The following is a 24,238-nucleotide window of genomic DNA, read 5'->3' on the forward strand; positions in this document are numbered from 1 at the left end:
TGTTAAATTGTCAAGGTGGCTACGACACGACTGGACCGCGCCCGCGTGGCGCGCGTCGCCCTCGACCTCCTGAACGAGACCGGCCTCGACGGGCTGACCCTGCGCGCGATCGCCCAGCGCCTCGACGTCAAGGCCCCCGCCCTGTACTGGCACTTCAAGGACAAGCAAGCCCTGCTGGACGAGATGGCGACGGAGATGCTGCGCCGCATGACGGCGGACCTGGCGGACGGCCCCGACCCGGCCGACGGGGACTGGGCCGCCGCCCTCACCGGGGCCATGCGCGCGCTGCGCCGCCACCTCCTGCGCTACCGCGACGGCGCGAAGGTCTACAGCGGTACGCACTTCACCGACATCTCGTACGCCGCGCCGATGGAGGCCCAGCTGCACCGCCTGACCCGCGCGGGCTTCACCCCGGGCGCCGCGGCCCGCGCCTGGCTGACCGCGTACAGCTACACGATCGGCTCCGTCATCGAGGAGCAGGCCACGGCCCCGGGCCCGATGGCGGGTGAGGACGGCTACGACCTGGCCGCCCGCGCCGAGCGCCTGAAGGACTACCCCCTGGCCGCGGCCGCGGGCGAGGAGATGTTCCGCCACTACGAGGACGGCTTCGAGACGGGCCTCGCGGCGGTGGTAACGGGAATCGGCACGACCCTGCGCGGCGCCCCGGGGGTGTGACCGACGCCCGGCCCGCGCGCCGGCCCCACCAAGCCCGTCCGGCGCCAAGAAACAGGCGGGCCGACGCGACCCATCAAGCCCGTCCGGCGTTTGAGGACGAGCGCGCCAGCGCGATGCGGGAACGCGAGGGGAAACGGCGGGAAAGGGAACGGGGGTGCGGGGCACACGCCCCGCACCCGGCACACCCGGCCGGGGCCTGCCCGGGGCTCACCCGGGCCAGCCCTGGGCTCAGCCCAGGGCAGCCCGCTTCAGGGACCGCGCCCGCCGCGCAACCTTCCGTACCGCCGCGTTGCGAGGAATGAACGCCAGCTGCACCGGAATCCCCCCGGGCAGCGCGAGCGCCGTCAGGCGGCGCTTCTTGAAGTACCGCCAGGTGCGGTCGTTCAGGTGCGCCGCCAGATACGCCTCGGCGGCCGGACGCAGGCTCGGGTAGATCTTGGGCTGCATGGCGAAGCCCACCGCGCGCACCAGACCGGTCAGCGCGCGCAGGTCGGGGCGCGCGTCCTGATGGGCGACGGCGTCCCGGTCGGCCAGGTCCGGCAGCAGGGCGTCGACGAGGGTGACCGGGACGCGGTTGCTGTTCTCGTACGGCTTCAGGCGCTCCAGGAGCAGCTCCGTGCCGACGCGGGCCACCGGCAGGTCGTAGAACGCGGACGCCGTGAGCAGCGCCGTCGAGAAGCAGCCGACGACGAGCGCGGGCCGCATCCGCTGGTAGAGGACCTCCGCGAGCACCGGCGTGTCCAGGACCGTCAGCTCGACGCCGATCCGCTCGGCCTCCTTCTCCAGCTGCCGCGACCAGCGCGCCGGAGCCGTCGGGTGGGGCTTGAACACCACGCGGGTGTGGCCGAGTCCGGCGGCGCCGCGCAGCATGGCGCCGTGCAGCTCCTCCTCTTCCTCCGCGGTGAGGATGCCGAGCGCGGACAGGTACTGGCCGAGCAGCAGCGCCGGTTCGCTGATCTGGGGGAGCGCGTCGATGACGCCCGTGTGGGACTCGTCGTCGGCGAGCTCGGCGAGGACCTTCACGAAGGTCTCGGTCGGGACGAGCTCCTGCTCCACGCCGAACTCCGTGAGCAGCAGGGGCTTCAGGCCCGGCACCAGGTCGAGGTGGAGCAGCCGCCGCACCCGGGTGCCGACCAGCGGGTCGAGCTTGCTGCGGGTCGGGCCGTAGCTCATCAGGCCGTCGGCGTAGACGTCGACGGGCGCGCCCTCGAAGATGCGCGCGACCGCGAGCGCCGGGTTGACCTGGATCGACTCGACGGCCAGCTCGACCCGGTCGTCGCCGAGGCCCCAGGCCAGGCGCACGTACCGCTCCCACAGCGGCAGGTCGTCGCCGCGCGGGGACCAGCCGCCCGGGTGGAAGGGGGAGATGGTCTCGTTCCAGGACACCACGTCGTCGAAGCGGGTCCGCAGCTTCTCGAAGCCGGGCATCGTGGCGACGGACGGCGTGGTCTCGGGCGTCGCCGCGTTGTTGGCGATCAGCAGGACGCGCCGGTCGGCCGGGCCGAAGCGGTCCGTGTCCAGGGCGGCGGCCAGCGTGGCGATGCCGTACAGCGTGGACGCCAGGAAGATCTGCGTGGTGCCGCGGCGGTGGTCGGGCGTCGCGGCGACCATGGCCGCGGTGTGCGGCTCGCGCACCGCGGACCGGGCACCCGGCAGTCCGGCGGCGCTCACGCGGCCACCTCCCCGGCGCCGACCGGACGGCGGCGGAGGCGGCGGAGCCGGGTGGCCCGCTGCAGGTCCATGGAGTCGAGCGCCTCGTCGAGGACGCCCTGCGGCATCCGCTTGAGCGCGGCCGCGCTCAGCGTCTTCAGCTTTCGCGCCACCGCCGGCTCGAACCTTTCGATTGATCCCAAGTGATGGGAGATGATCGCGCAATATGTACGGACGGCCTTCGGGAGCAACTTGTCCGCGTCGCGGTCCTCGGCCGTCTCCCGCACCACCTGGTCGAAGGCCTTGATGAAATCGAGCTGGCGCACATCGCCGATCTGCGTGAGCGACGAGGAAACGCCGCGCCGGTAAAAGACCCCCAAGAGGCTGACCGCCGCGAACGTTTCCGCCTCGCGGTGCAGCCGCCAGATCCACGGCCGGTCCTCCGCGGTGCGCAGACCGTGGGTGAAGTGCAGCAGACCGCGGTCCAGGAGGCGGCGGTGGTAGACGCCCGCCCAGGCGAACGCGTAGTCCACGGACGTGGAGCGGTCCGCGGGCAGTATGACGTCGCGCGGGCTCATCACCACCCCGCGCCTGCCGTACGGGACGCGGTGCACGCTGCGGGCGCGCGCCGTGCACTGCACATGGTCGGTGCGGACGAAGTCACACCCCAACTCCTCGATGGAGGCGACCAGTTGCCCGAAGTACCCGGGCGCGAGCCAGTCGTCGCCGTCGAGGAACGTCAGATACTCGCCGCGGGCCGCGTCCAGACCCGTGTTGCGGGCGGTGGCCAGGCCTCCGTTCTGCTCGTGTCTGAGGCGCACGGCACCGGGGAGCTCGCGCGCGGCCCGCTCCAGGATGTCCGGCGTCTCGTCCGTCGAGCAGTCGTCGACGAGAATGAATTCGAAGTCGTCACGCGCGTTCGCACGCAAAGACTTCAAGGTGTCGGGCGCGTATTGCTGCACGTTGTAGAACGGCACGATGACGGAGAGCTTAACCACGTGCGAGACGTTAGGTGTCGGCCCGGCATTCGTCTTGACCCGCGGTGGGATGTCAGGTGAACGAAGCGTGGCGGAATGGTTAACCGGGCTTCCCGTCACACCTTTGCCATGCTGCTTCGCCATTCGTCGGCACGCTGTTAACCGTTTGTTGCACCTGAGTTGGGCCGCCAATCGGAATGCCTTCCTAGCGTCTTCGCTGTGCCAGTAAGCAACAAGACGACGCGGGTCGCCGTGCTCGCGGACTCCGACACCCGGTGGAAGTGGGGCGCGCTCACCGCGCGGCGCCTCGTCGGACCCACCGGCGCCCAGGCCGCCCCCCACGCCACCTCCCGGGACGTTCACGTCGACGGATACCTGCTGCGCGGCCGGGCCACGCCGACGCCCCGCCAGCTCAAAGAGGTCGGCGTGCGGGCGGACAGCCTGCGCGAGGTCACCGCGATCGAGTTCCTGAGCGAGATGCGGGGCCGGGCCGCGGAGTACGACGTCCTCGTGCTCGCCCTGGTCGGCGGCGGCGTCCAGGCCGTGCTGCACGGCCTCGCCCGCGACTGGGCGGGCGCCCGGCGGCGGCCCGTCGTCGTCACCGGCTACGTCGGCGTCGTCTACGAGAAGCTCGCCGACGGCCTGCTGCTCCGCCACGGCGCGGACGTCGTCCTCGCCAACTCCCGCCAGGACGCGGAGCGTTTCCGCGCGGTGTACGAGGGCGTGGGCGCCGACGCCGACAGCGTCACGGAGGCCGCCCTGCCCTTCCTCGGCGGCGAGCCGTACGCGCCCCGCGACCCCTACACGGTCGTCTTCGCCGCCCAGCCCTCCGTACCGGAGAAGCGCGCCGAGCGCACGTACCTGCTCGACCGCCTCGTCCGGCACGCGCGGCTGCACCCCGAGCGCGAGGTCCTGCTCAAGCTGCGCAGCAAGCCCGGCGAGCACACCACGCACATCGAGGAACTGCCGTACCAGAAGCTCGTCAAGGGCATGGACGCGCCGCCCAACTTCCGCCTCGTCTACGGGCACATGGGCGAGGTGCTCGACCGCACCGACCTGCTCGTCACGGTCAGCTCCACGGCCGCGCTCGAAGCCCTGCACCGGCGCGTCCCGACGGCCGTCCTCACCGACTTCGGCATCCGCGAGGCGCACGGCAACCACCACTTCATCGGCTCGGGCTGCCTCGCCTCCTGGGACCAGCTCGACAGCGGCCACGTCCCCGAGCCCGACCCGGCCTGGGTCGCGCGCCAGGGCGTCGCCGCCGACGGCACGTACGACACGGCCTTCGACGAGGCCCGCAAGCGGGTCGCGGAGCTCGTCGGCCGCGCGGCCGAGGGCGGCCTGCCGCCACTTGAGCCGTACTACACGCAGGTCACCGCCCCCGGCTATCTGCCCGGCATCCTCGCCCGCCACCATCTCGGCCCCGACGGCGCGCCGCTGCCCGGCGCCCCCACCGCCGACCGCGAGCCGGGCCCCGTACGGCAGGCCGTCCGCAGCGCGGCGCGCGGCGCCTACCGGCACGGAGTGCAGCGTGTCGCGCCGGTGATCCGGCGGATGGGCGAGCTGTGACCGGGCCGCGCCCGGAGCGCCGGGCCGTGGTCCCGCAGCAAGGCCAGTACCCCCCACCAGGCATCCCTGACGCACCTGGCACCACTGAAGGAGCCTCCATGTCCAAGGCCAACGCGGAGGGCGCAGCGGCACGCCGCGTCCTCGCCGTCATCCCCGCGCGGGGCGGCTCCAAGGGGGTGCCGGCGAAGAACCTCGCACCGGTCGGCGGCGTTCCGCTGGTGGCCCGCGCGGTCCGCGCGTGCATCGCGTCCCGCCTGGTCACCCACGTCGTCGTGTCCACCGACGACCCGGTCATCGCCGAGACCGCGCGCGCCGCGGGCGCCGAGGTGGTCCTGCGCCCCGCCGCCATCGCGGGCGACACCGCGACCAGCGAGGCCGCCGTCCTGCACGCCATGGACGCGCACGAGGCGCTGCACGGCGTACCGGTGGACGTGGTCCTGCTCGTGCAGTGCACCAGCCCCTTCATCACCCGTGAGGACGTCGACGGCATCGTCGAGGCGATCGTCGAGGGCGGCGCCGACACGGCCCACACCGTGGCGCCCTTCCACGGCTTCGTCTGGCGCGACGCGGGCGACGAGCCGCCCGCCATCGAGAGCGAGCGCACCGCCGAGGAGGGCGGCTCGACCAAGGTCGTCACCGACACCGTCACCTCCGGCGGCTACGGCGTCAACCACGACAAGTCCTTCCGCCCCCGCCGCCAGGACCGCCCCCAGGACCTCCTGGAGACCGGCGCCGCCTACGGCATGGACGCGACCGGCTTCCGCGCGCACAAGCACCGCTTCTTCGGCCGCACCGAGCTCGTCAGGACCGACCCCGCGCGCGTCCTGGAGATCGACGACCCGCACGACCTGGCCCGCGCCCGCGCCCTCGCCCCGCTCTTCGACGCGGTGCGCTCGGGCGACGAGGCGGCCCTTCCGACCCGCGACGACGTCGACGCGGTCGTACTCGACTTCGACGGCACCCAGACGGACGACCGGGTGCTGATCGATTCCGACGGACGGGAGTTCGTCACCGTGCACCGCGGTGACGGCCTCGGCATCGCGGCCCTGCGCAGGTCGGGCCTGAGGATGCTGATCCTGTCCACGGAACAGAACCCGGTCGTCGCCGCGCGCGCACGGAAGCTGAAGCTCCCCGTGCTGCACGGCATCGACCGCAAGGACCTCGCACTGAAGCAGTGGTGCGAGGAGCAGGGCATCGCTCCCGAGCGCGTGCTCTACGTCGGTAACGACGTCAATGACCTCCCGTGCTTCGGCCTTGTCGGCTGGCCCGTGGCGGTCGCGAGCGCCCACGACGTCGTACGCGGCGCCGCACGCGCGGTCACCTCCGTCCCCGGCGGTGACGGCGCGATCCGAGAGATCGCCGCCTGGATCCTCGGCCCCTCCCTCAACAGTTAAGGAAAGTTCCTGCCATGAGCACTACGGCCTCCGCCAACCGCCTGCGCACCCTCGGTTCGAAGACCGCGGGCCCCGGTCACCCCGTCTACATCACCGGTGAGATCGGCATCAACCACAACGGCGACCTGGAGAACGCCCTCGCGCTCATCGACGTGGCCGCCGACGCGGGCTGCGACGCGGTGAAGTTCCAGAAGCGCACGCCGGAGATCTGCACGCCGCGCGACCAGTGGGACATCGAGCGCGACACCCCCTGGGGCCGGATGACGTACATCGACTACCGCCACCGCGTGGAGTTCGGCGAGTCCGAGTACCAGGCCATCACCGAGCACTGCGCCAAGCGCGGCATCGACTGGTTCGCGTCCCCGTGGGACACCGAGGCCGTCGCCTTCCTGGAGAAGTTCGACGTTCCCGCGCACAAGGTCGCCTCCGCCTCCCTGACGGACGACGAGCTGCTCCGCGCCCTGCGCGCCACGGGCCGCACGATCATCCTCTCCACGGGCATGTCGACCCCGAAGCAGATCCGGCACGCGGTCGAGGTCCTCGGCTCCGACAACATCCTGCTCTGCCACGCCACGTCGACGTACCCGGCGAAGGCCGAGGAGCTCAACCTGCGCGTCATCAACACGCTCCAGGCCGAGTACCCGAACGTCCCGATCGGCTACTCCGGCCACGAGACGGGCCTGCAGACGACGCTGGCGGCCGTCGCCCTCGGCGCCACCTTCGTCGAGCGCCACATCACCCTGGACCGCGCCATGTGGGGCTCCGACCAGGCCGCGTCCGTGGAGCCGCAGGGCCTCACGCGCCTCGTCCGCGACATCCGCACCATCGAGGCCTCCCTCGGTGACGGCGTCAAGAAGGTCTACGAGTCCGAGCTCGGCCCGATGAAGAAGCTCCGCCGCGTGGCGGGCGTCGTCGCCGAGGCCGCGGACCGCGAGCCCGTGGCGGTCTGAGGCCCGACCGCCGCACGCCGACGGACGGGCGCGCCCCGTCCGCCGGCCCCCGGCGCCCCCCGGGAGCGCACCGGCGCCGCTCCCGCGCCACGCGTTCCCGGGTGGCCTGTGCACCACCCCACCGGCCCTCCCGCACGGGAGGGCCGGGGCCCGGACCGACCCGCCCCATCCCGTACGGGAGGACCGACCCATGTCAGCACGGAGCGCACGGCGCGCCGCGAGGGCACCGCACGGCACGCTGGCGTTCGTGGAGTCGCCGGTGCAGCTGCTCAACGTGCTGGAGTGGGCGCACCTGGCCGCACCGCCCACGACAGCCGAGGCCGCGCTGCCCACAGCGGCGGACGCCGAGGCCGCGGCATCCACCGCGGCTGACGCCGAGGCCGCGGCATCCACCGCGGCTGACGCCGAGCGCGCCCTGTCCACGGCGGCCGGCTCCGAGCCCGCCCCGGGCGATCTGACCCTGGTGGTGCTCGCCCCCACCGACCCCATGACCCGGGGCCAGCTGCGCCGCATGGCCGAGCTGGCCCGCGCGGAGGGGCACACGGTGCGCTGGGAGGAGGCGCGCGGCGGCACGACCGCGCCGTTCCACACGATCGGCGGTCTCGCGGGCCCGCTGCGCAGGGCCGCCCGGATAGTGATCGGCGACCCCTTCTCGCGCTACGTCCAGCTCCTGCTCACCATCACCCGGGCGCAGGACCTCGTCGTGGTGGACGACGGCACGGCCACCATGGAGTTCATCTCCCAGCTGGCCAACGGCGAACGCCTGGTGCGCTGGCACCGCAGGGGCGGCAGGCCGGGCCCCAGGGACATGGTCTTCCTGCCCGTCTCCTCCTCGGCCCGCCGCCGCCTCACGCCGCACCCCAAGGGCAGCCGCCGCGTGGAGGTCTTCTCCTCCATGCCCATCGACGCGGCGCCCGAGGGCGTCCACGTCACGGTGAACTCCTTCGCGTGGACGCGGGCCCGCTTCGGCCCGCCGCGCATCACCAAGGGCGCGGACCTGGTCGGCACGTCCCTGGTGGAGACCGGCGTGGTGGACCTCGACCGCTATCTGGAGGCGGTGGGCGCGCTCGCCCGTACGCACGGGGCGGCCCGCTACTTCGCGCACCGCCGCGAGAGCGCCGAGAAGCTGCACCGCCTGGCCGTGGAGACGGGCCTCCAGGTGATCCGCCCCGACCTCCCTCTGGAACTCATCGCCCGCCGGGGCCCCATCGGCCGCGTCATCCTCAGCTTCCCCTCCACGGTCGTCCACACCCTTCCCCTCGCCCTGGCGGGCACGGAGGTCAAGGTCGCGGTCATGGACATCGACCCCGCGTGGCTGACCGACAAGGCGTCCCCCCGGGCCCAGGGCTTCCTCTCCGGCGTCACGGGCACCGCCCGCGACGTCCACCGCCTGGCCGCCCTCCAGCACCCCGACCCGGCCCCGGCCCTCCCCACCCAGCCCACCCGCCAGACCCCGGCCCCGGCCTGACCCGGCCGGGCCCCTGCCGGGGCGAAGCCCGCCCCCTGTTCAACGCCTGTTGACAGCCCGTTGATCACCCTGGCGCATCCTGAACCTGCAACCGCGCCACCGTCCCCAGACGCGCCCCGCGGCCACCCCGCTCCACCCCACATCCGGTCACTTCGTGTCTGTTCCTATACGGCCGTTGTGTCCCAAGCCGGATGGGGGTGGGGCGGGTGTGGATGCCGGGACGCTTGGCAAAATTTCCCGCTGCGCTGTGTGATACGGATGGGCCCCCTCCGTGTTGGTGTGGCCGAGTTTCGCCCTCCTTGCCGACCGTGCGGCATGCCCCTTCAGCGCTTGCTCATGGAAATCAATCGCCATTCTGTTGACGAAACTGCCCACCGGAGAGCCCCGTGGACGCGCCTCACAGGGATGGATGCGGTGGCCAGGATCCGCCGAGTTCGGACACGTTCAGTAACAGGTGCACATCGCCGTGCGATCCAATGTGTCCTGGGTCACATTGACCGCTGGATGCGCCGAGCGTTTACTCGCTCCCCTGTGAACATTCTGTGACGGTGTTCTGTAACTCTGGGGTGGGGTTGTGGAGTTGAGTCGAGGCGCGCGCGGCGGCGCGCGGGTGACCGGATGGGGAGTGGCAGCGGCGCTCGTGGTGGCTGCCACGACGTCGTTCACCGCAGGGGCGTCGCCCGCGGCCGCCGCCACGTGCACCGAGGGGGCGGGATCGGACTTCAACGGCGACGGCGTCCGCGACATGGCGGTCGCCGACCCCGAGGCCACCGTGGCGGGGAAGGCCGGAGCGGGGCTCGTCCGTGTCGTCCTCGGAGGCGACAAGGGAGTCTCCGAGATCTCCCAGAAGCTGAGCGGCATGACCGCGGACCCGGAGACGGGCGACAAGTTCGGGTCGTCGCTCGCGGTGTACGACGCCGACAAGGACGGGTGCGACGACTTGGTGGTCGGCGCACCGTACGAGGACGTCAAGACCGCCGACGGGCCCCAAGCGGACGCCGGGGCCGTGTACGTCATCCACGGACGGCCCTCCGGCATCGGCGAGGGCTCAAAGATCCAGAGCTACACGCAAGCGGGACTCGACGGAGACACCGCGACCGAGGCCGGAGATCTCTTCGGCTACGCGCTGGCGGCGGGCGTCAAGACGGGCGGCAAGCCGTACCTCGCCATCGGCGTTCCGGGCGAAGCCATCGGCAGGATCTCGGACGCCGGATGCATCCACTACGTCCAGGGCACCACCAAGACCACGGTGAACCAGGACGACCCCGACGTGCCCGGCGTGGCGGAGGCCAACGACCGGTTCGGGCAGTCCCTCGCGGCCACGAGCCGCTTCATCGCCGCGGGTGCGCCCGGCGAGGCGATCGGTGACGAGTCGTTCGCCGGAGCGGTGACGCTGTTCAACCACACCATCGACGACGGGCGGCCGACCTCGCTCGACGGGGTGGACGAGGACCATCCGGCCTTGGTGACGGGCGCGGCAGCCAAGGACGATCGCTTCGGCACCGCGCTGTCCATGATCCCCTACCGGCCGTCGGGGGCGGACTCCGAGACGGACGCGCTGCTGGCCGTCGGCGCGCCCAACGAGAACGTGGGCACGGTCGCGGACGCGGGTGCCGTCACCGTCATCCGCATCAAGCCGTCCGGTGCCATCTCCGAGGTCGACTTCGTCGACCGGCTGGCCTCGGGGGGCAACGAGCGCCCCGCGGCGGCGGACTTCTTCGGCCAGCAGGTCGCCCTGGCCAACACCGAGCCGGGTGCGACCGCCACCGCCGCGACGATCAGGCTCGCCGTCAGCGTCCCCAACCAGGAGGTGGGGGCCGTGGAGAACGCCGGTGCCGTGCACGTCCTGTCCCCGCTCGGTCCGTCCGGGGCGGGGGGCAAGGTCCTCACCCGGGGGCACGGCCTGCCGGGCACGGCCGAGGCGCGCGACTTCACGGGCCTCGGCCTGTGGGGCACGTACAGGGACCTGTATGTGGGCGTGCCCTACAGCAAGACGTCGGGCGACCGTAAGGGCCTGGTGTACGCGACGTCCTGGAAGCACATCGACGGCGGCACGGGGTCGGTGCGCACGGTGAAGCCGGGGGCGGGCGGCGTCCCGGACGAAGGCAAGGCGTTCGGCACGGACATCCGCTAGGCGGCGCCGGGCGGCGCGGGCCCCGGGGGGTGCGCCGCCTTCAGCCCATGACGCAAGCGCTTTCGACGCAGGGGGAATCGTGAAGAGCAGGGCAGCACGGAGGGCGCGAAGAGCGGTCGCCGTGGCCGGAGTGATCACCGCCGTACTGGCCGCCGGAATCACCGGCTCGCCGGTGGCGACCGCGGAGTCGTCCGAACGGCAGTCTGCGTCCCCGGGCAGGGCACCGGGCACGGCGCCGGGCACGGAGTTCACGGACGCCGCGGCCGCCCGGCGCGCGGGCGAGTCCGGGAAGCGCGTCGAAGTCCTCGGACGGCGCACCGAGCGCAGCCAGACGTTCGCGAACCCGGACGGCACCTTCACCGCCAAGGAGTTCGCGGAGCCGGTCCGTACCCGCAAGGGCCGCACGTGGACCGGCATCGACACGACGCTGGTCGAGCGGCCCGGCGGTGTGCTCGTCCCCAGGGCCACTCCCACGGCCGTGAGCATCTCGCAGGGTGGAAGCGGCCCGTTCGCCACGATGGCACGGGACGGCAGGAAGCTCTCCTTGTCCTGGCCCGGCAAGCTGCCCGTTCCCGAGGTCGAGGGCCCCACGGCCACGTACCGCTCCGTGCTGCCGGACGTCGACCTGGTCGTCCGCGCGGAGACCGAGGGCTTCGCGCACATGCTGGTCGTCAAGTCCGCCCGGGCAGCGGCCCATCCCGACCTCGCCGCCATCGAACTGCCCATCGAGGCCGAAGGCCTGGCCGTCCGCAAGGACGCAGAGGGCGGGCTCGTGGCGAAGGACGAGCAGACCGGGGCCACGGTCTTCGAAGCCGCGCAGCCGGTGATGTGGGACTCGCGCGGGGACGGCAGGACCGTCGGCCCGCGGCAGCACGCCACGACGGCACCGCAGGCCACGCCGGGCGACGGCGCCCGGGTCGCGGACGTCGCACTCGGACTGCGGAAGCACGCCATGACCCTGAAGCCGGACCTGAGCCTGCTCAGGGGCGCGAACACGCGCTATCCGGTGATCATCGACCCGGTCGCGAGGACGAAGGGCCGCACGGGCTGGACCTGGGTGTCGTCCGCGAAGCCGGGCCTGGAGGGCTGGAAGTTCCCCAACTCCGACGACGGCGTCGAGTCCGGCAAGGGCGTCGGCCGCTGCCCGGCGAGCTACTCCGTGCGCTGTACCGGCAACGACGACGTGCAGCGCCAGTACTACGCCCTGCCGACCGGAAGCTTCGAGGACAAGAAGATCCTCAAGGCCGAGTTCGCGATCACTCTGGTGCACACGTACAACAGCGAGGCGCGCTCGGTGCAGCTGCACCGCGTGAACAGCTCCGGCGGCAGCGCCATCAACTCCCGCACGAACTGGTCCAACAGGCCTTCCAGCAAGGACCACATCACCTCCGAGTCACCGACGAACCCGACCGGCTCCTGCTCGGCCACCAACCAGAACGTGCGCTTCAACGTGAAGGGCACCGTCCAGAAGGCGGCGTCCAGCGGCTGGGACACCACCACGTTCGGTCTCCAGGCCGCCAGCGAGGACTCCTACGCGTCGTGGAAGCGGTTCTGCAACAACGCCGCACTCGAAGTCACGTACAACAGGCCGCCCTACCAGCCGAAGATGGACGAGCTGTCCATGAGCACCGGTGGCACGTGCACCTACGGAGAGGCCACCAAGCACTACACGAAGAAGGCGCCGGCGCTGGCGGCGAGGGTGTGGGATCCGGACCACGGCGACGCGAACGGGAACACGGAGAAGCTGAGGGCCCAGTTCGAGATCTTCTGGACGGACAAGAACGGGAAGGAAGAGAAGCGCGTTGTCACGACCCACTACCGGCAGTCGGACAGCATGTCCGGCCGTGACAGTGGCTTCCAGGACTTCACCTACACCGTCGGCAGCGACATCACGGGCGATGGCACAGGGGGCTTCAAACTGCCGCAGAACACCGTGATCGGCTGGTGGGTGCGCGGCGGCGACGACATCGGTGGCTCCGACGAGTCCTGGGGCCCGTGGAGCCACGAAGGGTCCGGCACCCGCTGCGAGTTCATCCTCGACGAGACCAAACCCGACGCGCCCGAAGTGAAGTCGGAGTCGTTCCCGGACGACGGCAAGTGGCACGCGGGCGTGGGCGACTACGGCACTTTCGAACTGCACTCGGAGGGCACCGACGTAGTGAAGTACCGCTACCAGTTCACGGGCGAGGCGGAGAAGACCGTCACCCCCAGTGCGCCGGGCAGACCGGTCACGTTGCGTTGGATGCCGCAGCGGGAAGCCCCCATGACGCTGTACGTGGAGGCCGAGGACCGGGCGGGCAACAGCAAGGAGATCACCAGGTCCTACCGCTTCCGGGTCGCCAAGGGGCGCTCGGCCAAGGCTTCCTGGGCCCTCGCTGACCCTGTCGGATCCAAGCAGGCCGCAGGCAACGACAACACCGCGGCGGCCACAGCGGGCTCCGGCGTGACGTTCGGGGCGAAGGGGCCGCACGGCTCGGTGCGCACCGCGGCGACCCTCGACGGCAGCAGCGGCGCCTACCTCAACGCGGGTCAGCACGTCGTCGACACGGACAAGACCTTCTCCGTCGCGGGCTGGGTGCTGCTTCCCGAGCTGCCGAGGTCCTCGATGACCGTGATCAGCCAGGACGGTTCCGCCCAGTCCGGCTTCTCGCTCGGGTACGACGCCACCTCCCGGCGGTGGTCCTTCCGGGCACCTGACAGCGAGATCGGATCGGTCACCTCGTGGGAGGTCCAGGGCCCGAGGCCGGTGCCCGGCGAATGGACCCACCTCGTGGGCGTCTACGACAAGGACGAGGTCAAAGCGGGCTCGGACGGCACGATGCGCATGTACGTCAACGGCACGCTGGTGAACGGTGACATACAGGAACGTCCGACGACCTGGAACGCCACCGGCTCGCTCCAGATCGGGCGGGCCCTGGAGCCCGATGGATACACCGCGCACCTCAAGGGGACGGTGGCGGACGTGCAGGTCTTCGACCGCGTCCTGGCCGCGGGCGAGACCCGGAGCCTGGGCGGGATCCCGCCCTTGCAGGTCGCTTACTGGGACATGGACGAGGCCACCGGCGCGACGGTGCCGGACCGTTCGGGCGGCAAGGGGCTGACGATGCGCGGCGGTGCCTCCCTCTACCAGGCGGACGACTCCTGCGACGTGCTCGACCCGAACTGCAAGCCCGCCGAGCAGCCCGTGTGGGGCGACGGCCACCTGGCGCTGAACGGCAAGGACGGCTACGCGAGCCGTACCGCAGGACTGCTGAAGTCCAAGGCCAGCTTCACGATCACCGCACGGGCCAGGCTCAGCTCACCCGACGCCACGGCCAGCCAGACGGTGTTCGCGCTGCCGGGGACCGAGGGGTCGGCGGCCACGGTCCGCTTCGACAAGGAGTCCGGCCGCTGGCAGCTGCGGCTGACCGAGAAGGACGCAGCGGACGCCCCCGTGCAGGAAGCGATCGCGAAGGGGGTCCAGCCCAGCACGTCGGGCGACGGTGACCACCTGGCCCTGTCCTACAACGCGCTCTTCGAAGAGGTCCGGCTGTATGTGAACGGCCAGTGGACGGACCAGGTCGTGAAGTGGCCCAACGACTGGGACTTCGCCAAGACCGGTGTGCAGGTGGGCCGCTCGGGGCTGGCGTCGGGCTCCGCGTACTTCTCCGGCGCGATCGACGAAGTGCGGCTCTTCGAAGGGGCCTTCGACGAGCCGCTGGTCGCCACGGTGGCGAGGCTCGAGTCCGGTGTGAACCTGGACGGAACGGTGACGTAGGCGAGGGCACGCGGGCGGGACGGCTCCATGGCCGTCCCGCCCGGCAGGCCGCCCCGCGGGCATAGCCCTCTTCCCACACCTCCCGGAGATCTGTCATGTCTACGTCCAAATGGTTCCGACTGCCCTCCTGGTCCGCGCGCCGGGGCGCGCGCCGCCAGATCGTCCTCGCGCTCGGCGTCTCCCTGGCCGTGGGGCTGCTGCCGCAGTACGCCCCGGACGCGGCGGCCGACGACAAGGGCCGGACCCGGCCCGAAATCCAGGACCTGAGCAAGCCGGTGCCCGGCAAGGACCTCAAGGGCGAACGGCCCAGGGCCAACCCGGCCGAGCGGGCCCGGGTGAACCGGGCGGCCGCGGTGGACTGGCCGAAGCCCGGGAGCGACGCGGTGTCGCTGGGCTCCGCGAGCCGTGCGGCCAAGGCCGAAGGCCTGCCCCTGGAGATCGGCCCGCCCAAGAAACGGACGAGATCCAGTCCGGGCACACCGGACGCCGTCAAGGTCGACGTGGCCGACCGGAGGACGACGAAGGCAGCGGGCGTCGACGGCGTCCTGCTCACCGTCGCCGACGCGGGCAAGGCCACGCGGGCGGGCCGGACCGACGCCCCCGGGGCCGTCCGCGTCACCCTCGACTACTCGGGGTTCGCCGAGGCCTACGGCGCCGGATACGGATCCCGTCTCCGCCTGGTGCAGCTGCCGCAGTGCTCCCTGAGCACGCCGCACAAGCGCGGCTGCGCCACCCCGCGCGAGCTGCCCACGGCCAACGACACCGCCGCCCGGACCCTGAGCGCGGACGTTTCCGTCACGGCGCGGGGAACGCGGTCCGCCCCCACCGTGCTCGCGGCGACCGCCGGGGCCTCGGGCGACCAGGGCAGCTTCGGCGCCACCCCGCTCGCGCCCTCCGCCGAGTGGAGCGTCTCCAACTCCTCCGGCGCGTTCAACTGGACGTACCCGCTGCGCACGCCGCCAGCACCGGGCGGGCTCGTGCCGTCCGTCGCGCTCGGCTACAGCTCCCAGTCCGTCGACGGTCAGACGGCCGCCACCAACAACCAGGGCTCCTGGATCGGGCAGGGCTTCGGCTACGAGCCCGGCTTCATCGAGCGGCGGTACAAGCCGTGCGCCGACGACGGCCAGGCCAAGACCAACGGCGACCAGTGCTGGGCGTACGACAACGCCACCATCCAGCTGGCCGGGGGCAGCTCCGGTGAGCTGATCAAGGACGACGACACCGGCGAGTGGCGGATCAGCGGTGACGACAACAGCAAGGTCGAGAAGCTGACCGGAGCCAGCAACGGCGACGACAACGGCGAGCACTGGCGCGTCACCACCACCGACGGCACCCAGTACTACTTCGGCCTGGACAACCTGCCCGGCTACACCTCCGGCAAGGAGCAGACCGGCTCCACCTGGACGGTTCCCGTCTACGGCGACGACTCGGGCGAACCCTGCTACGACGCGACCCTCGCCAACGCCCACTGCAAGCAGGCCTGGCGGTGGAACCTCGACTACGTCGTCGACCCGCACGACAACGCCATGTCGTACTTCTACGGCAAGGAGACCAACTACTACACGCAGGGTCTGAAGACCGACGAGAACGGCAAGTCGTACACGCGCGGGGGGTACCTCAAGCGCATCGACTACGGCCAGCGCGACGGCAAGGTCTACAGCACGCCGGCCGCCGCCCGCATGGTGTTCGACACCGACGAGCGCTGCCTGGCCGCGGCGGCCGACTGCCAGCCCGGCGACCTCACGGACGCGACGGCGGGCCGCTGGCCGGACGTGCCCTGGGACCTCAACTGCAAGGCCGACACCAAGTGTAAGGGCCAGAACAGCCCGACGTTCTGGACCCGCAAGAAGCTGAGCAAGGTCACGACGCAGATCCGCTACGGCGACGGCTACGCCGACGTCGACTCGTGGAGCCTCGGCCACCTCTTCACCGACAACGGCGACAGTTCGAAGTCGCTGTGGCTCAACACCATCAAGCAGACCGGGCACGCGGGCTCCGGGACGGCCGACACACCGGCCGTCGAACTCCTCGGTCAGCAGCTGCCCAACCGCGTCGACAAGCCGGGCGACCACATCCAGGCGATGAACCGCTTCCGCATTTCGGGAGTCGACAACGGTTCCGGCGGCCGCCTCGACGTCCTCTACCGCGAGGCCGACTGCAAGGCGTCCGCCCTGCCCGACGCGGACAGCCCCAAGAAGGCCTGCTACCCGGTGAAGTGGAATCCGCCGGGCGCGGAGGACCCGATCACCGACTGGTTCCACAAGTACCTCGTCGCCCGGGTGGTCGAGGACGACGTGACGGCGGACACGCCGGACAACGTCAGCGAGTACGACTACCAGGGCGACGCGGGCTGGAAGAAGGCCCGGGCCGACGGCATCACCAAGAGCGAGTACCGCACGCACAGCGACTGGCGCGGCTACGGCAAGGTCCGGGTGACCAAGTCCGACGGCACCGTGAGCTCCGCCAACCAGCGCACCGAGCACGTCTTCCTGCGGGGCCTCGGCGGAGAGGTCACGGACTCGACCGGCACGAAGCACGCCGACGACGAGGAGCTCTCCGGTCAGGAACTGGAGACGATCACCTACGACGGCGGCTTCGCGGCCGACAAGATCGTCTCGAAGAGCATCAGCACGACGTGGACCCGAGCCACCGCGACCCGGGTGAAGGACTGGGGCACCCGCAAGGCCTACTACGTACGGCCGCAGACCACGCGCACGTACACCGCGCTGCCGGACGACAAGTGGCAGGAGGTGGCCGCCACCACGCGCTACGACGCGGCCACCGGCCGCGCGGTCGAGATCGACGACTTCGGAAAGATCGGCGACAGCGGCGACAACCTGTGCGCCCGGACCGAGTACGCGGACAACAAGGCCAAGAACATCTACGACCTGGTCTCCCGCGCCGAGAAGGTCGCCGTCACCTGCGACGCCAAGCCGGACCGCAAGACCCAGGTCATCTCCGACGAGCGCACCTTCTACGACGGCAAGGGCCTGGGCGAGGCGCCCACCAAGGGCGATGCCACCAAGGTCCAGCGGCTTTCCAAGCACGACGGCACCACGCCCACCTACCAGACGGTGTCCGAGACCACGGCCGATGACTTCGACAAGTTCGGACGGCCGCTGAAGGTCAAGGACGCGAAGGGCACCGAGACGAAGTTCGCGTACACCGAGACCGACGGCCTGACGACCAAGCAGACGGAGACGAATCCGCTCGGCTGGCAGGTGTCCACGGAGTACGTGCGCTCGTGGGGCGCCACCGCCGCGCAGGTCGACATGAACGGCAAGCGCAGCGACCTGGCCTATGACGCACTGGGCCGCCTCACCTCGGTCTGGCTGCCCGACCGGTCGCGGGACAAGGACTTCACCCCCTCTATCAAGTACAGCTATCTGATCCGCAAGACCGCGTCGACAGCGGTCAAGACGGAGCGGATCGAGAACAACGGCACGTCCTACGGCACCGAGTACACGATCTACGACGGTTTGCTGCGGCCCCGCCAGCAGCAGTCCGAGGGCCCGAACGGCGGCCGGATCGTCGCCGACACGCACCGCGACGGCCTCGGCAACGTCGTCGAGACGGCCTCGGACTACTACACCACCGGCGCGCCCGCCGCCACGGTCTTCAAGCCCGGTGGCGAGGTGGACGGTCAGACCGTCACGCGGTACGACGGCGCGGGGCGCAAGACAGCCGAGATCTTCAAGGTCGCCGACGAGGAGAAGTGGCGCACCACGTACGCCTACGGCGGTGACCGTGTCCACGTCGACCCCCCGCCCGGTACGGCACCCACGACGACGCTCACGGACGGCCGCGGCAGGACGACCGAGATCCGCCGCTACAAGGGGGACAAGCCCGCCCCGACGGGCACGTCCGCGGACTACGAGGCCACCTCGTACACGTACACGCCGGCCGGACAGCTCAAGTCCGTCGAGGACCCGGCGGGCAACACCTGGTCGTACGGATACGACCAGCGCGGCCGCAAGACGTCGGCCACCGACCCGGACACGGGCAAGTCGACGTACACGTACGACTCCTTGGACCGCCTGGTCTCCACCACGGACATGCGCGGCAAGTCGACGTCCACCAAGTACGACGAGCTGGGCCGCCCCACGTCGACGTGGGAGGGCGAGCCGGACAAGGGCACCCAGCTGACCGCGACCACCTACGACCACGTCGCCAAAGGCCAGACGTACGGCACGTACAAGTACGAGAACGGCAAGGTCCAGACCTCCACGCTCAACGTCCAGCTGGACGAGCTGTACCAGCCGACGCTGACCAAGGTGGCGCTGGGCGGTGACACGGCCTCCGAGCTCGCGGGCACCTACGAGTTCGGCACCCAGTACAACCCGGACGGCACCGTCCAGTCGCAGAGCATCCCCGCCGCGGGTGGCCTCGGCTCCGAGACGCTCACCTACACGTACGACGCCCTGCAGCGTCCGACGCAGCTGCTGTCCACCCTGGACGGCAAGCGCCAGGGAGCGTACGTCGGACAGGCGTCGTACGCCCCGACCTCCCAGCTCCAGCAGCTGGAGCTCGGCACGGTCGGCGGCTCGGACGGCAGGAAGACCTGGCTGACCTACGAGTACGAGCGCGGCACCGACCGCCTGAAGAACTCCACGGTGGACGTCTCGGGTGTCGACGCGGTGACGTACGACGCCGACTACACGTACGACGCCTCCGGCAACGTCACCTCGATCGCCGACACCCCTCAGGGCGGCCAGGCCGACGTCCAGTGCTTCCGCTACGACTGGCAGCGGCGCCTGAAGGCCGCCTGGGCGACGTCCCACCCCTCCGACGGCGCGGCGGGCACCGGCAAGCAGGACAAGGCGTGCGCGAGCGACCCGAGCGCGGCGACGCTCGGCGGGCCGGGAGCCTACTGGCAGGACTTCGACTACGACGCCTCGGGCAACCGCAGCAAGCAGGTCCTGCACGGCGTGAGCGGCAAGCCGGACGTCACCCGGACGTACACCTACGGCAAGGACGCGGACGGCAACGGCGGCCCGCACACCCTCACCAAGGTCGTGAAGGACACTCCCGCCAGCAGCAGCGGTCCAGCCGTCAAGGCGCAGGACACCTTCGCCTACGACGCGGCGGGCAACACCCGCCAGCGCGTGCTGAACGGCACCACGCAGGACCTGACCTGGAACGCCGAAGGCCGGTTGGCCAAGTCGGTGAAGCCGGACACGGAGGCCACGGCCTTCTCGTACGACGCCTCCGGCAACCGGCTGCTGCGCAAGGAACCCGGTGAGCAGACGCTGTATCTGCCGGGCATGGAGCTCAGCCTGAACACGAGCACCCGGGCGGTGCAGGCGACCCGTTACTACGGTTTCGGCGGCCGGACGGTGGCCATGCGCACGCCGAAGGGCGTGCAGTTCTTGGCGGGCGACCACCACGGCACCTCACTGGCTGCCGTCGACGCGAAGTCGGGCGAGGCCACCCGCCGCCGGATGGACCCGTTCGGCAACGCACGCGACACCGGCACGGTCGAGCCGTGGGTGGACGACAAGGGCTTCCTGGGCAAGTCGGTCGACGCGACGACGGGCCTGACGCACATCGGCGCACGGGAGTACGAGCCGGAGAACGGCCGCTTCGTCTCGGCCGACCCGCTGATCGACTTCACCGATCCGCAGCAGATCAACGGCTACGCGTACGCCAACAACAGCCCGGTGACGCTGTCCGACCCGACCGGCGAGAGGCCCGACGACTGCATCTACATGGGCGTCACCTGCCGGCTGAAGGACAACGGCGGCTGGGAGGTCAAGCCCACCAAGACCTATTACCGGTACTACCAGCTCGACAAGACCCCGGCGCAGCGGAAGGCGATCGTCGCCCGTTCCCGCGCCGACATCCAGCAGAGCCGTGCCGTCCTGGCGGCCAAGGAACTCGGCAAGATCATCCAGGACGAGCTCGGCATCACGGACGCGCTCGACTGCTTCAGCACGGGGAGCCTCGGCTCCTGCGGGGCGACGATCCTCAACGTCGTCACGAGCGCGATCGGCGCCAAGGTCGGCCAGTTGACCAAGAAGTACTTGCTGAACTGGCGCAAGGGAGTCGCCCTCGGCAAGCGCATCTGGGGCCTGCTCAGCCAGCTCAAGGACAGCGTCGGCAAATGGCGCACCCTCGACAAGCGGGCCGACAAACTGGAGGACGCGGCCGCCAAGTCGAGCTGCGCGACCGGGAACAGCTTCACACCCACGACCAGAGTCCTGATGGCCGACGGCAGCACGAAGGCCATCAGAGACGTCGACGTGGGCGACAAGGTCCTGGCCACCGACCCGAAGACCGGCAAGACGAAGGTCGAGACGGTCACCGCGGAGATCAAGGGCAAGGGCGCCAAGCGCCTGGTCAAGGTCACGATCGACACGGACGGCAAGAAGGGCCCCAGGACCGCCTCCGTCACCGCCACGGACGGCCACCCCTTCTGGGTCCCGGAACTCGGCGAGTGGATCGACGCGACGGACCTCCACCCGGGCCAGTGGCTCCGCACGAGCGCGGGAACGCACGTACAGATCACGGCGGTCAGCCGCTGGACCCAGTCGGCGACGGTGCACAACCTTACGGTTGCGGATCTGCATACGTACTATGTGGTGGCAGGGGCCACACCGGCCCTCGTTCACAATGCAACGCCAGGTCAGAAGTGCGATCTGACGCTGGGTGCCGGTCCGAATGCCCGAGAGGGAGTCGGCTTGGAGAACGGTGATATTGAAGCAGATGGCGTTCGAGATCTGATCAATGAATCCGGCAATGCACACGGCTGCCACACCTGCGATGCCACGACCCCTGGCACCAAAGACGGGGATTGGATTCCAGATCACCAGCCGCCGTCCAGTCTTGTGGCCCCCGGATCTCCTCAGACGGCGTATCCCCACTGTCTGCCCTGTGCTAGGCGGCAGGGCGGGGTCGTCTCACAACTTTCACAAGGAAAGAGCAAGAAGGAATGGTAGCTAATAGCCCTGTGGTTGCATTCCTGGCAAAAATCGAGCACGGGTGCCTGATCTTGCGGGATGCGGGAAGTGACGATGACGTCAGCGACTGGGACCCGGCGTCCAGCAGCTGGTATCAGGAGGGCAGTTCACTCATCTTCGGCGTTCAGGCCAGTGTCGACGGTCCTGTCGAATGCGAGGTATGGAAGGCGGCTCCGCCCGAGATGCTTCCGGCGAACCTCGTTGAGGTGCCACTTCCATGTCCGTCCGGGTGGCTCGTATTGCACGACCCAAACGAATACGCGCGAATGCAATTCACGGGATTCCGTGATTCTGTGACCTGTTCGGTAATGGTGGATGATCCGCAATTTCCGTCAAAGGTTCAGATCTTGCTGAGGGCGGAAGGCGAGTAGCTCTCGGCGCTCGCGGGGGAGTGGTACATATCTGCTCGTTGTGGTTCTTGACGATGCCCGCAGTCCCTTTAGGGGCAGCTTGCTCGATGAGGACATCGAACTTGCTCGCAATGCGCGCAGGCGAACATAGGCGACTTCGGTCACGCGTTCCTGGCGCAAACCAGAATCCCCGTCGGGTGGGTCTCATCCGGGGTTCCAGAACGTGACGTCCGCGTGTAGTGGGCGCGACCTTGCCAGCAGGATGTTTTTCCTTTGCCAGTCGTTGATGATCTGCGGAACAGAGAGAGTCTTATGCGTATTTTTCGCAGGCGGCGTTCGTGGTGTGCGGGTGCTGTGGTGGCGCCGGTTCTTCTGGGCGTGGTCGCCTGTGGCGCGGGCTCCGATGGGGAGGAAGAGCGGGCGGGGAAGGGCCGCGATGCCTCGCAGGGCGTGAAGGCCGAGAGGGCGGACGGGCAGGCGCAGACGGGTGGGGATCGTCGGGCGGCGTTGAAGAAGATGGCGCTCGCTGCCGAGGACGTGGGTGGGCGCAAGATCAGGCCGATGAACAACGCGTTGGCGGCGGCGTACGGGAAGGGCGGATCCATCGCCGATCCGGCCCGGTGCCGACCGCTGGACGACATGTTGTCGTACGGCTCCAGCCCCGAGCCCAAGGCGTTCCATCCCCTCTCCGTCGTCGAGAAAGGCTCCACGTACAACGAGCCGAAGGGCACGAAGCTCGTTGTGGGCCTCGCGGCGCACGACGTGTCCGGCGCCAAGAAGGTGCTGGCGAAACTGCGGGCTGCGGTGACGAAGTGCGGTAAGGGCTTTGAAGGCGGGAATGGCGCGTACAACGAAGTCCAGGAGCAGTCCGCCGAGGGCCTCGGAGACGAATCGGTCACGTACGTGGTGTGGGGCGGCGCACACGGGGAGGACGCCGGCGCCATGTTCACCGTGGTGCGCAGCGGCTCGACCGTCGTCACCTTCAACGCCACCAACCTGGAGGCGCCCTGGGAGGTCACGAAGCCTGACCGCGAGCTGCTCAAGGCCCAGTTGGCGAAGGTGGCGAAGGCGGCGCGCTGAATCAACACGGCCGCAGACCTGCCAGGGCAGGGCTACGGCTGGGAAGTGCGCCCTCGGGTGGGTACGGCGCCGGTCTTGAGGGCGGTTATGAGAGTGCCGAGTTGGGCGGGGTGGGTGGTGAGGATCGTTTGTGGGTCGTCGCTTTCCCGGAGGAGGACGGTGCCATGGGGGCCTGCGGCCACGTAGACGCAGGAAGATGCGTTCTCGCTGTAGGTGGACTTCTGCCAGTTGAGTGCGTCCATGGGGTAGTGATCCTCAGGTATTCCGTGCCAGGCGGTGGATGACGTCACGGGAAGCATCCTGCTTGAGGGTGACCTTTTCCATGCGGTCCAGGACCAGTCGGTACATCTCCAGCTGTCCGGGTGCGTCGATGAGTTCACTGCCGTGGGCCGTGTCGAGCTGCGCGGTGTCGAGGGTCGGGACGGGACCGTACGCGTAGTCGAGGCCGTGCCCCGCCGTGGGGAACGAGGTGCCGCCGAAGGGGATCACCCGGACGGTGATGTGCGGCTGCTCGCTCAGCTCGGTGAGGTGTTCCAGCTGCGCACGAGCCGCCTCGCGGCCGCCGAACTGCATGCGCAGGGCGGCCTCGTGGATGATCGCGGTGTACGGAACGGGTGCCTCGCGGTGGAGGACCGCCTGGCGCTTGATGCGGTGCGAGACGCGGTGCTCGATCTCGTGGGGGCGTAGCGCCGGCACCGCCTCGTGGAAGAGCGCGCGGGCGTGTTCGGGCGTCTGGAGCAGGCCGGGGATGTTGATGACCTGCGCCACCCGCAGGGCGGTGGCGTGGTGCTCCATCTCCGCGACGTCCAGCATCCGGGGCGGGAGCAGGTCGCGGTACTCCTCCCACCAGCCGCGCGTGCGGTCTGACGCCATACCGGCGAGCGCGTCGACCAAGGGCCGGTCGGTGCAGCCGTACATATGGGCGAGGGTGTTGATGCGGTCGGTGCTCACCCCGAAGCGGTTGGCCTCGATGTTGCTGATCTGGGCCTGGGTGGTGCCGAGCGTGCGGGCGGCCTGAGCCGCGGTCATGCCCGCTCGCTCGCGCATGCGGCGCAGCTCCATACCGATGCGGAGGCGGCGCGCCGTCGGGATGTTCCTTGGTGCCATGTCCTCGTTCCCTTCCATGAGCCTGAGGCGGCGGTCACTCACACGAGGGAAATCCCTGAAGGTTTTGGCTCCATCTGCAAAACGTTCAGGGTGTGCAGTCTACGGTTTCCCGTGCGTCGCCAACTTGCCTCACTCGTAGGTCGGAAACGCCCGCGCCGTACGGCGTGT

Annotated in this window: 13 protein-coding genes; 9 read left to right on the forward strand and 4 right to left on the reverse strand. The window is 70.3% G+C overall.

What is annotated here, in order from left to right; genetic code table 11:
* Nucleotides 1–6: 6 nt before the first annotated feature.
* A complete protein-coding gene (locus MQV74_RS25655; protein WP_374120792.1) occupies nucleotides 7–675 on the forward strand; it encodes a TetR/AcrR family transcriptional regulator C-terminal domain-containing protein in 669 nt (222 codons plus the stop codon).
* Between the two features lie 228 nt (nucleotides 676–903).
* Here MQV74_RS25655 and MQV74_RS25660 read toward each other — a convergent pair whose 3' ends face one another.
* Both MQV74_RS25660 and MQV74_RS25665 read right to left on the reverse strand, forming a co-directional pair.
* Nucleotides 904–2,286 (reverse strand): alpha-2,8-polysialyltransferase family protein, encoded by a 1,383-nt coding sequence (locus tag MQV74_RS25660; RefSeq protein ID WP_242729134.1) that lies wholly within the window; start codon nucleotides 2,284–2,286, stop codon nucleotides 904–906.
* Nucleotides 2,287–2,342: 56 nt separating this feature from the next.
* Nucleotides 2,343–3,323, reverse strand: coding sequence for a glycosyltransferase family 2 protein (locus MQV74_RS25665; RefSeq protein WP_242721629.1), 981 nt, complete (start codon nucleotides 3,321–3,323; stop codon nucleotides 2,343–2,345).
* A gap of 198 nt (nucleotides 3,324–3,521) precedes the next feature.
* Here MQV74_RS25665 and MQV74_RS25670 point away from each other — a divergent pair, with 198 nt between their 5' ends.
* The 8 genes from MQV74_RS25670 (at nucleotide 3,522) to MQV74_RS25705 (ending at nucleotide 22,963) form a co-directional block, all read left to right on the forward strand.
* Nucleotides 3,522–4,871 carry a DUF6716 putative glycosyltransferase gene (locus tag MQV74_RS25670; RefSeq protein ID WP_242721632.1) on the forward strand — a complete coding sequence of 450 codons (1,350 nt, stop codon included), beginning with the start codon at nucleotides 3,522–3,524 and terminating at the stop codon, nucleotides 4,869–4,871.
* Nucleotides 4,872–4,969: 98 nt separating this feature from the next.
* On the forward strand, nucleotides 4,970–6,265 hold the full coding sequence (locus MQV74_RS25675; protein WP_242721635.1) for an acylneuraminate cytidylyltransferase: 1,296 nt from the start codon (nucleotides 4,970–4,972) through the stop codon (nucleotides 6,263–6,265).
* A 14-nt stretch (nucleotides 6,266–6,279) separates the two neighbouring features.
* Nucleotides 6,280–7,215, forward strand: coding sequence for an N-acetylneuraminate synthase family protein (locus MQV74_RS25680; protein WP_138961464.1), 936 nt, complete (start codon nucleotides 6,280–6,282; stop codon nucleotides 7,213–7,215).
* A 190-nt stretch (nucleotides 7,216–7,405) separates the two neighbouring features.
* Nucleotides 7,406–8,683, forward strand: a complete 1,278-nt coding sequence (locus MQV74_RS25685; RefSeq protein ID WP_242721638.1) for a hypothetical protein — start codon at nucleotides 7,406–7,408, stop codon at nucleotides 8,681–8,683.
* Between the two features lie 625 nt (nucleotides 8,684–9,308).
* Nucleotides 9,309–10,817: an integrin alpha gene (locus MQV74_RS25690; protein ID WP_242721641.1), complete on the forward strand. Its 1,509-nt coding sequence runs from the start codon at nucleotides 9,309–9,311 to the stop codon at nucleotides 10,815–10,817.
* A gap of 121 nt (nucleotides 10,818–10,938) precedes the next feature.
* Nucleotides 10,939–14,574, forward strand: a complete 3,636-nt coding sequence (locus MQV74_RS25695; protein ID WP_242721644.1) for a LamG-like jellyroll fold domain-containing protein — start codon at nucleotides 10,939–10,941, stop codon at nucleotides 14,572–14,574.
* 95 nt (nucleotides 14,575–14,669) lie between these two features.
* Nucleotides 14,670–21,512 carry a polymorphic toxin-type HINT domain-containing protein gene (locus MQV74_RS25700; protein WP_242721647.1) on the forward strand — a complete coding sequence of 2,281 codons (6,843 nt, stop codon included), beginning with the start codon at nucleotides 14,670–14,672 and terminating at the stop codon, nucleotides 21,510–21,512.
* A gap of 728 nt (nucleotides 21,513–22,240) precedes the next feature.
* Entirely contained in the window at nucleotides 22,241–22,963 is a 723-nt protein-coding gene (locus MQV74_RS25705) for a hypothetical protein (protein WP_242721650.1), read from the forward strand.
* Between the two features lie 32 nt (nucleotides 22,964–22,995).
* On the opposite strand, the gene MQV74_RS25710 is transcribed toward MQV74_RS25705, so the two are convergent.
* Together MQV74_RS25710 and MQV74_RS25715 are read right to left on the reverse strand one after the other, a co-directional pair.
* A complete protein-coding gene (locus MQV74_RS25710) occupies nucleotides 22,996–23,262 on the reverse strand; it encodes a DUF397 domain-containing protein (protein WP_308402316.1) in 267 nt (88 codons plus the stop codon).
* Entirely contained in the window at nucleotides 23,219–24,070 is an 852-nt protein-coding gene (locus MQV74_RS25715) for a helix-turn-helix domain-containing protein (RefSeq protein WP_242721656.1), read from the reverse strand. Before MQV74_RS25715 ends, MQV74_RS25710 begins: the two co-directional genes overlap by 44 nt.
* Nucleotides 24,071–24,238: the final 168 nt, after the last annotated feature.

It is taken from the genome of Streptomyces sp. AN091965 (assembly GCF_022698285.1).
GTDB lineage: Bacteria > Actinomycetota > Actinomycetes > Streptomycetales > Streptomycetaceae > Streptomyces.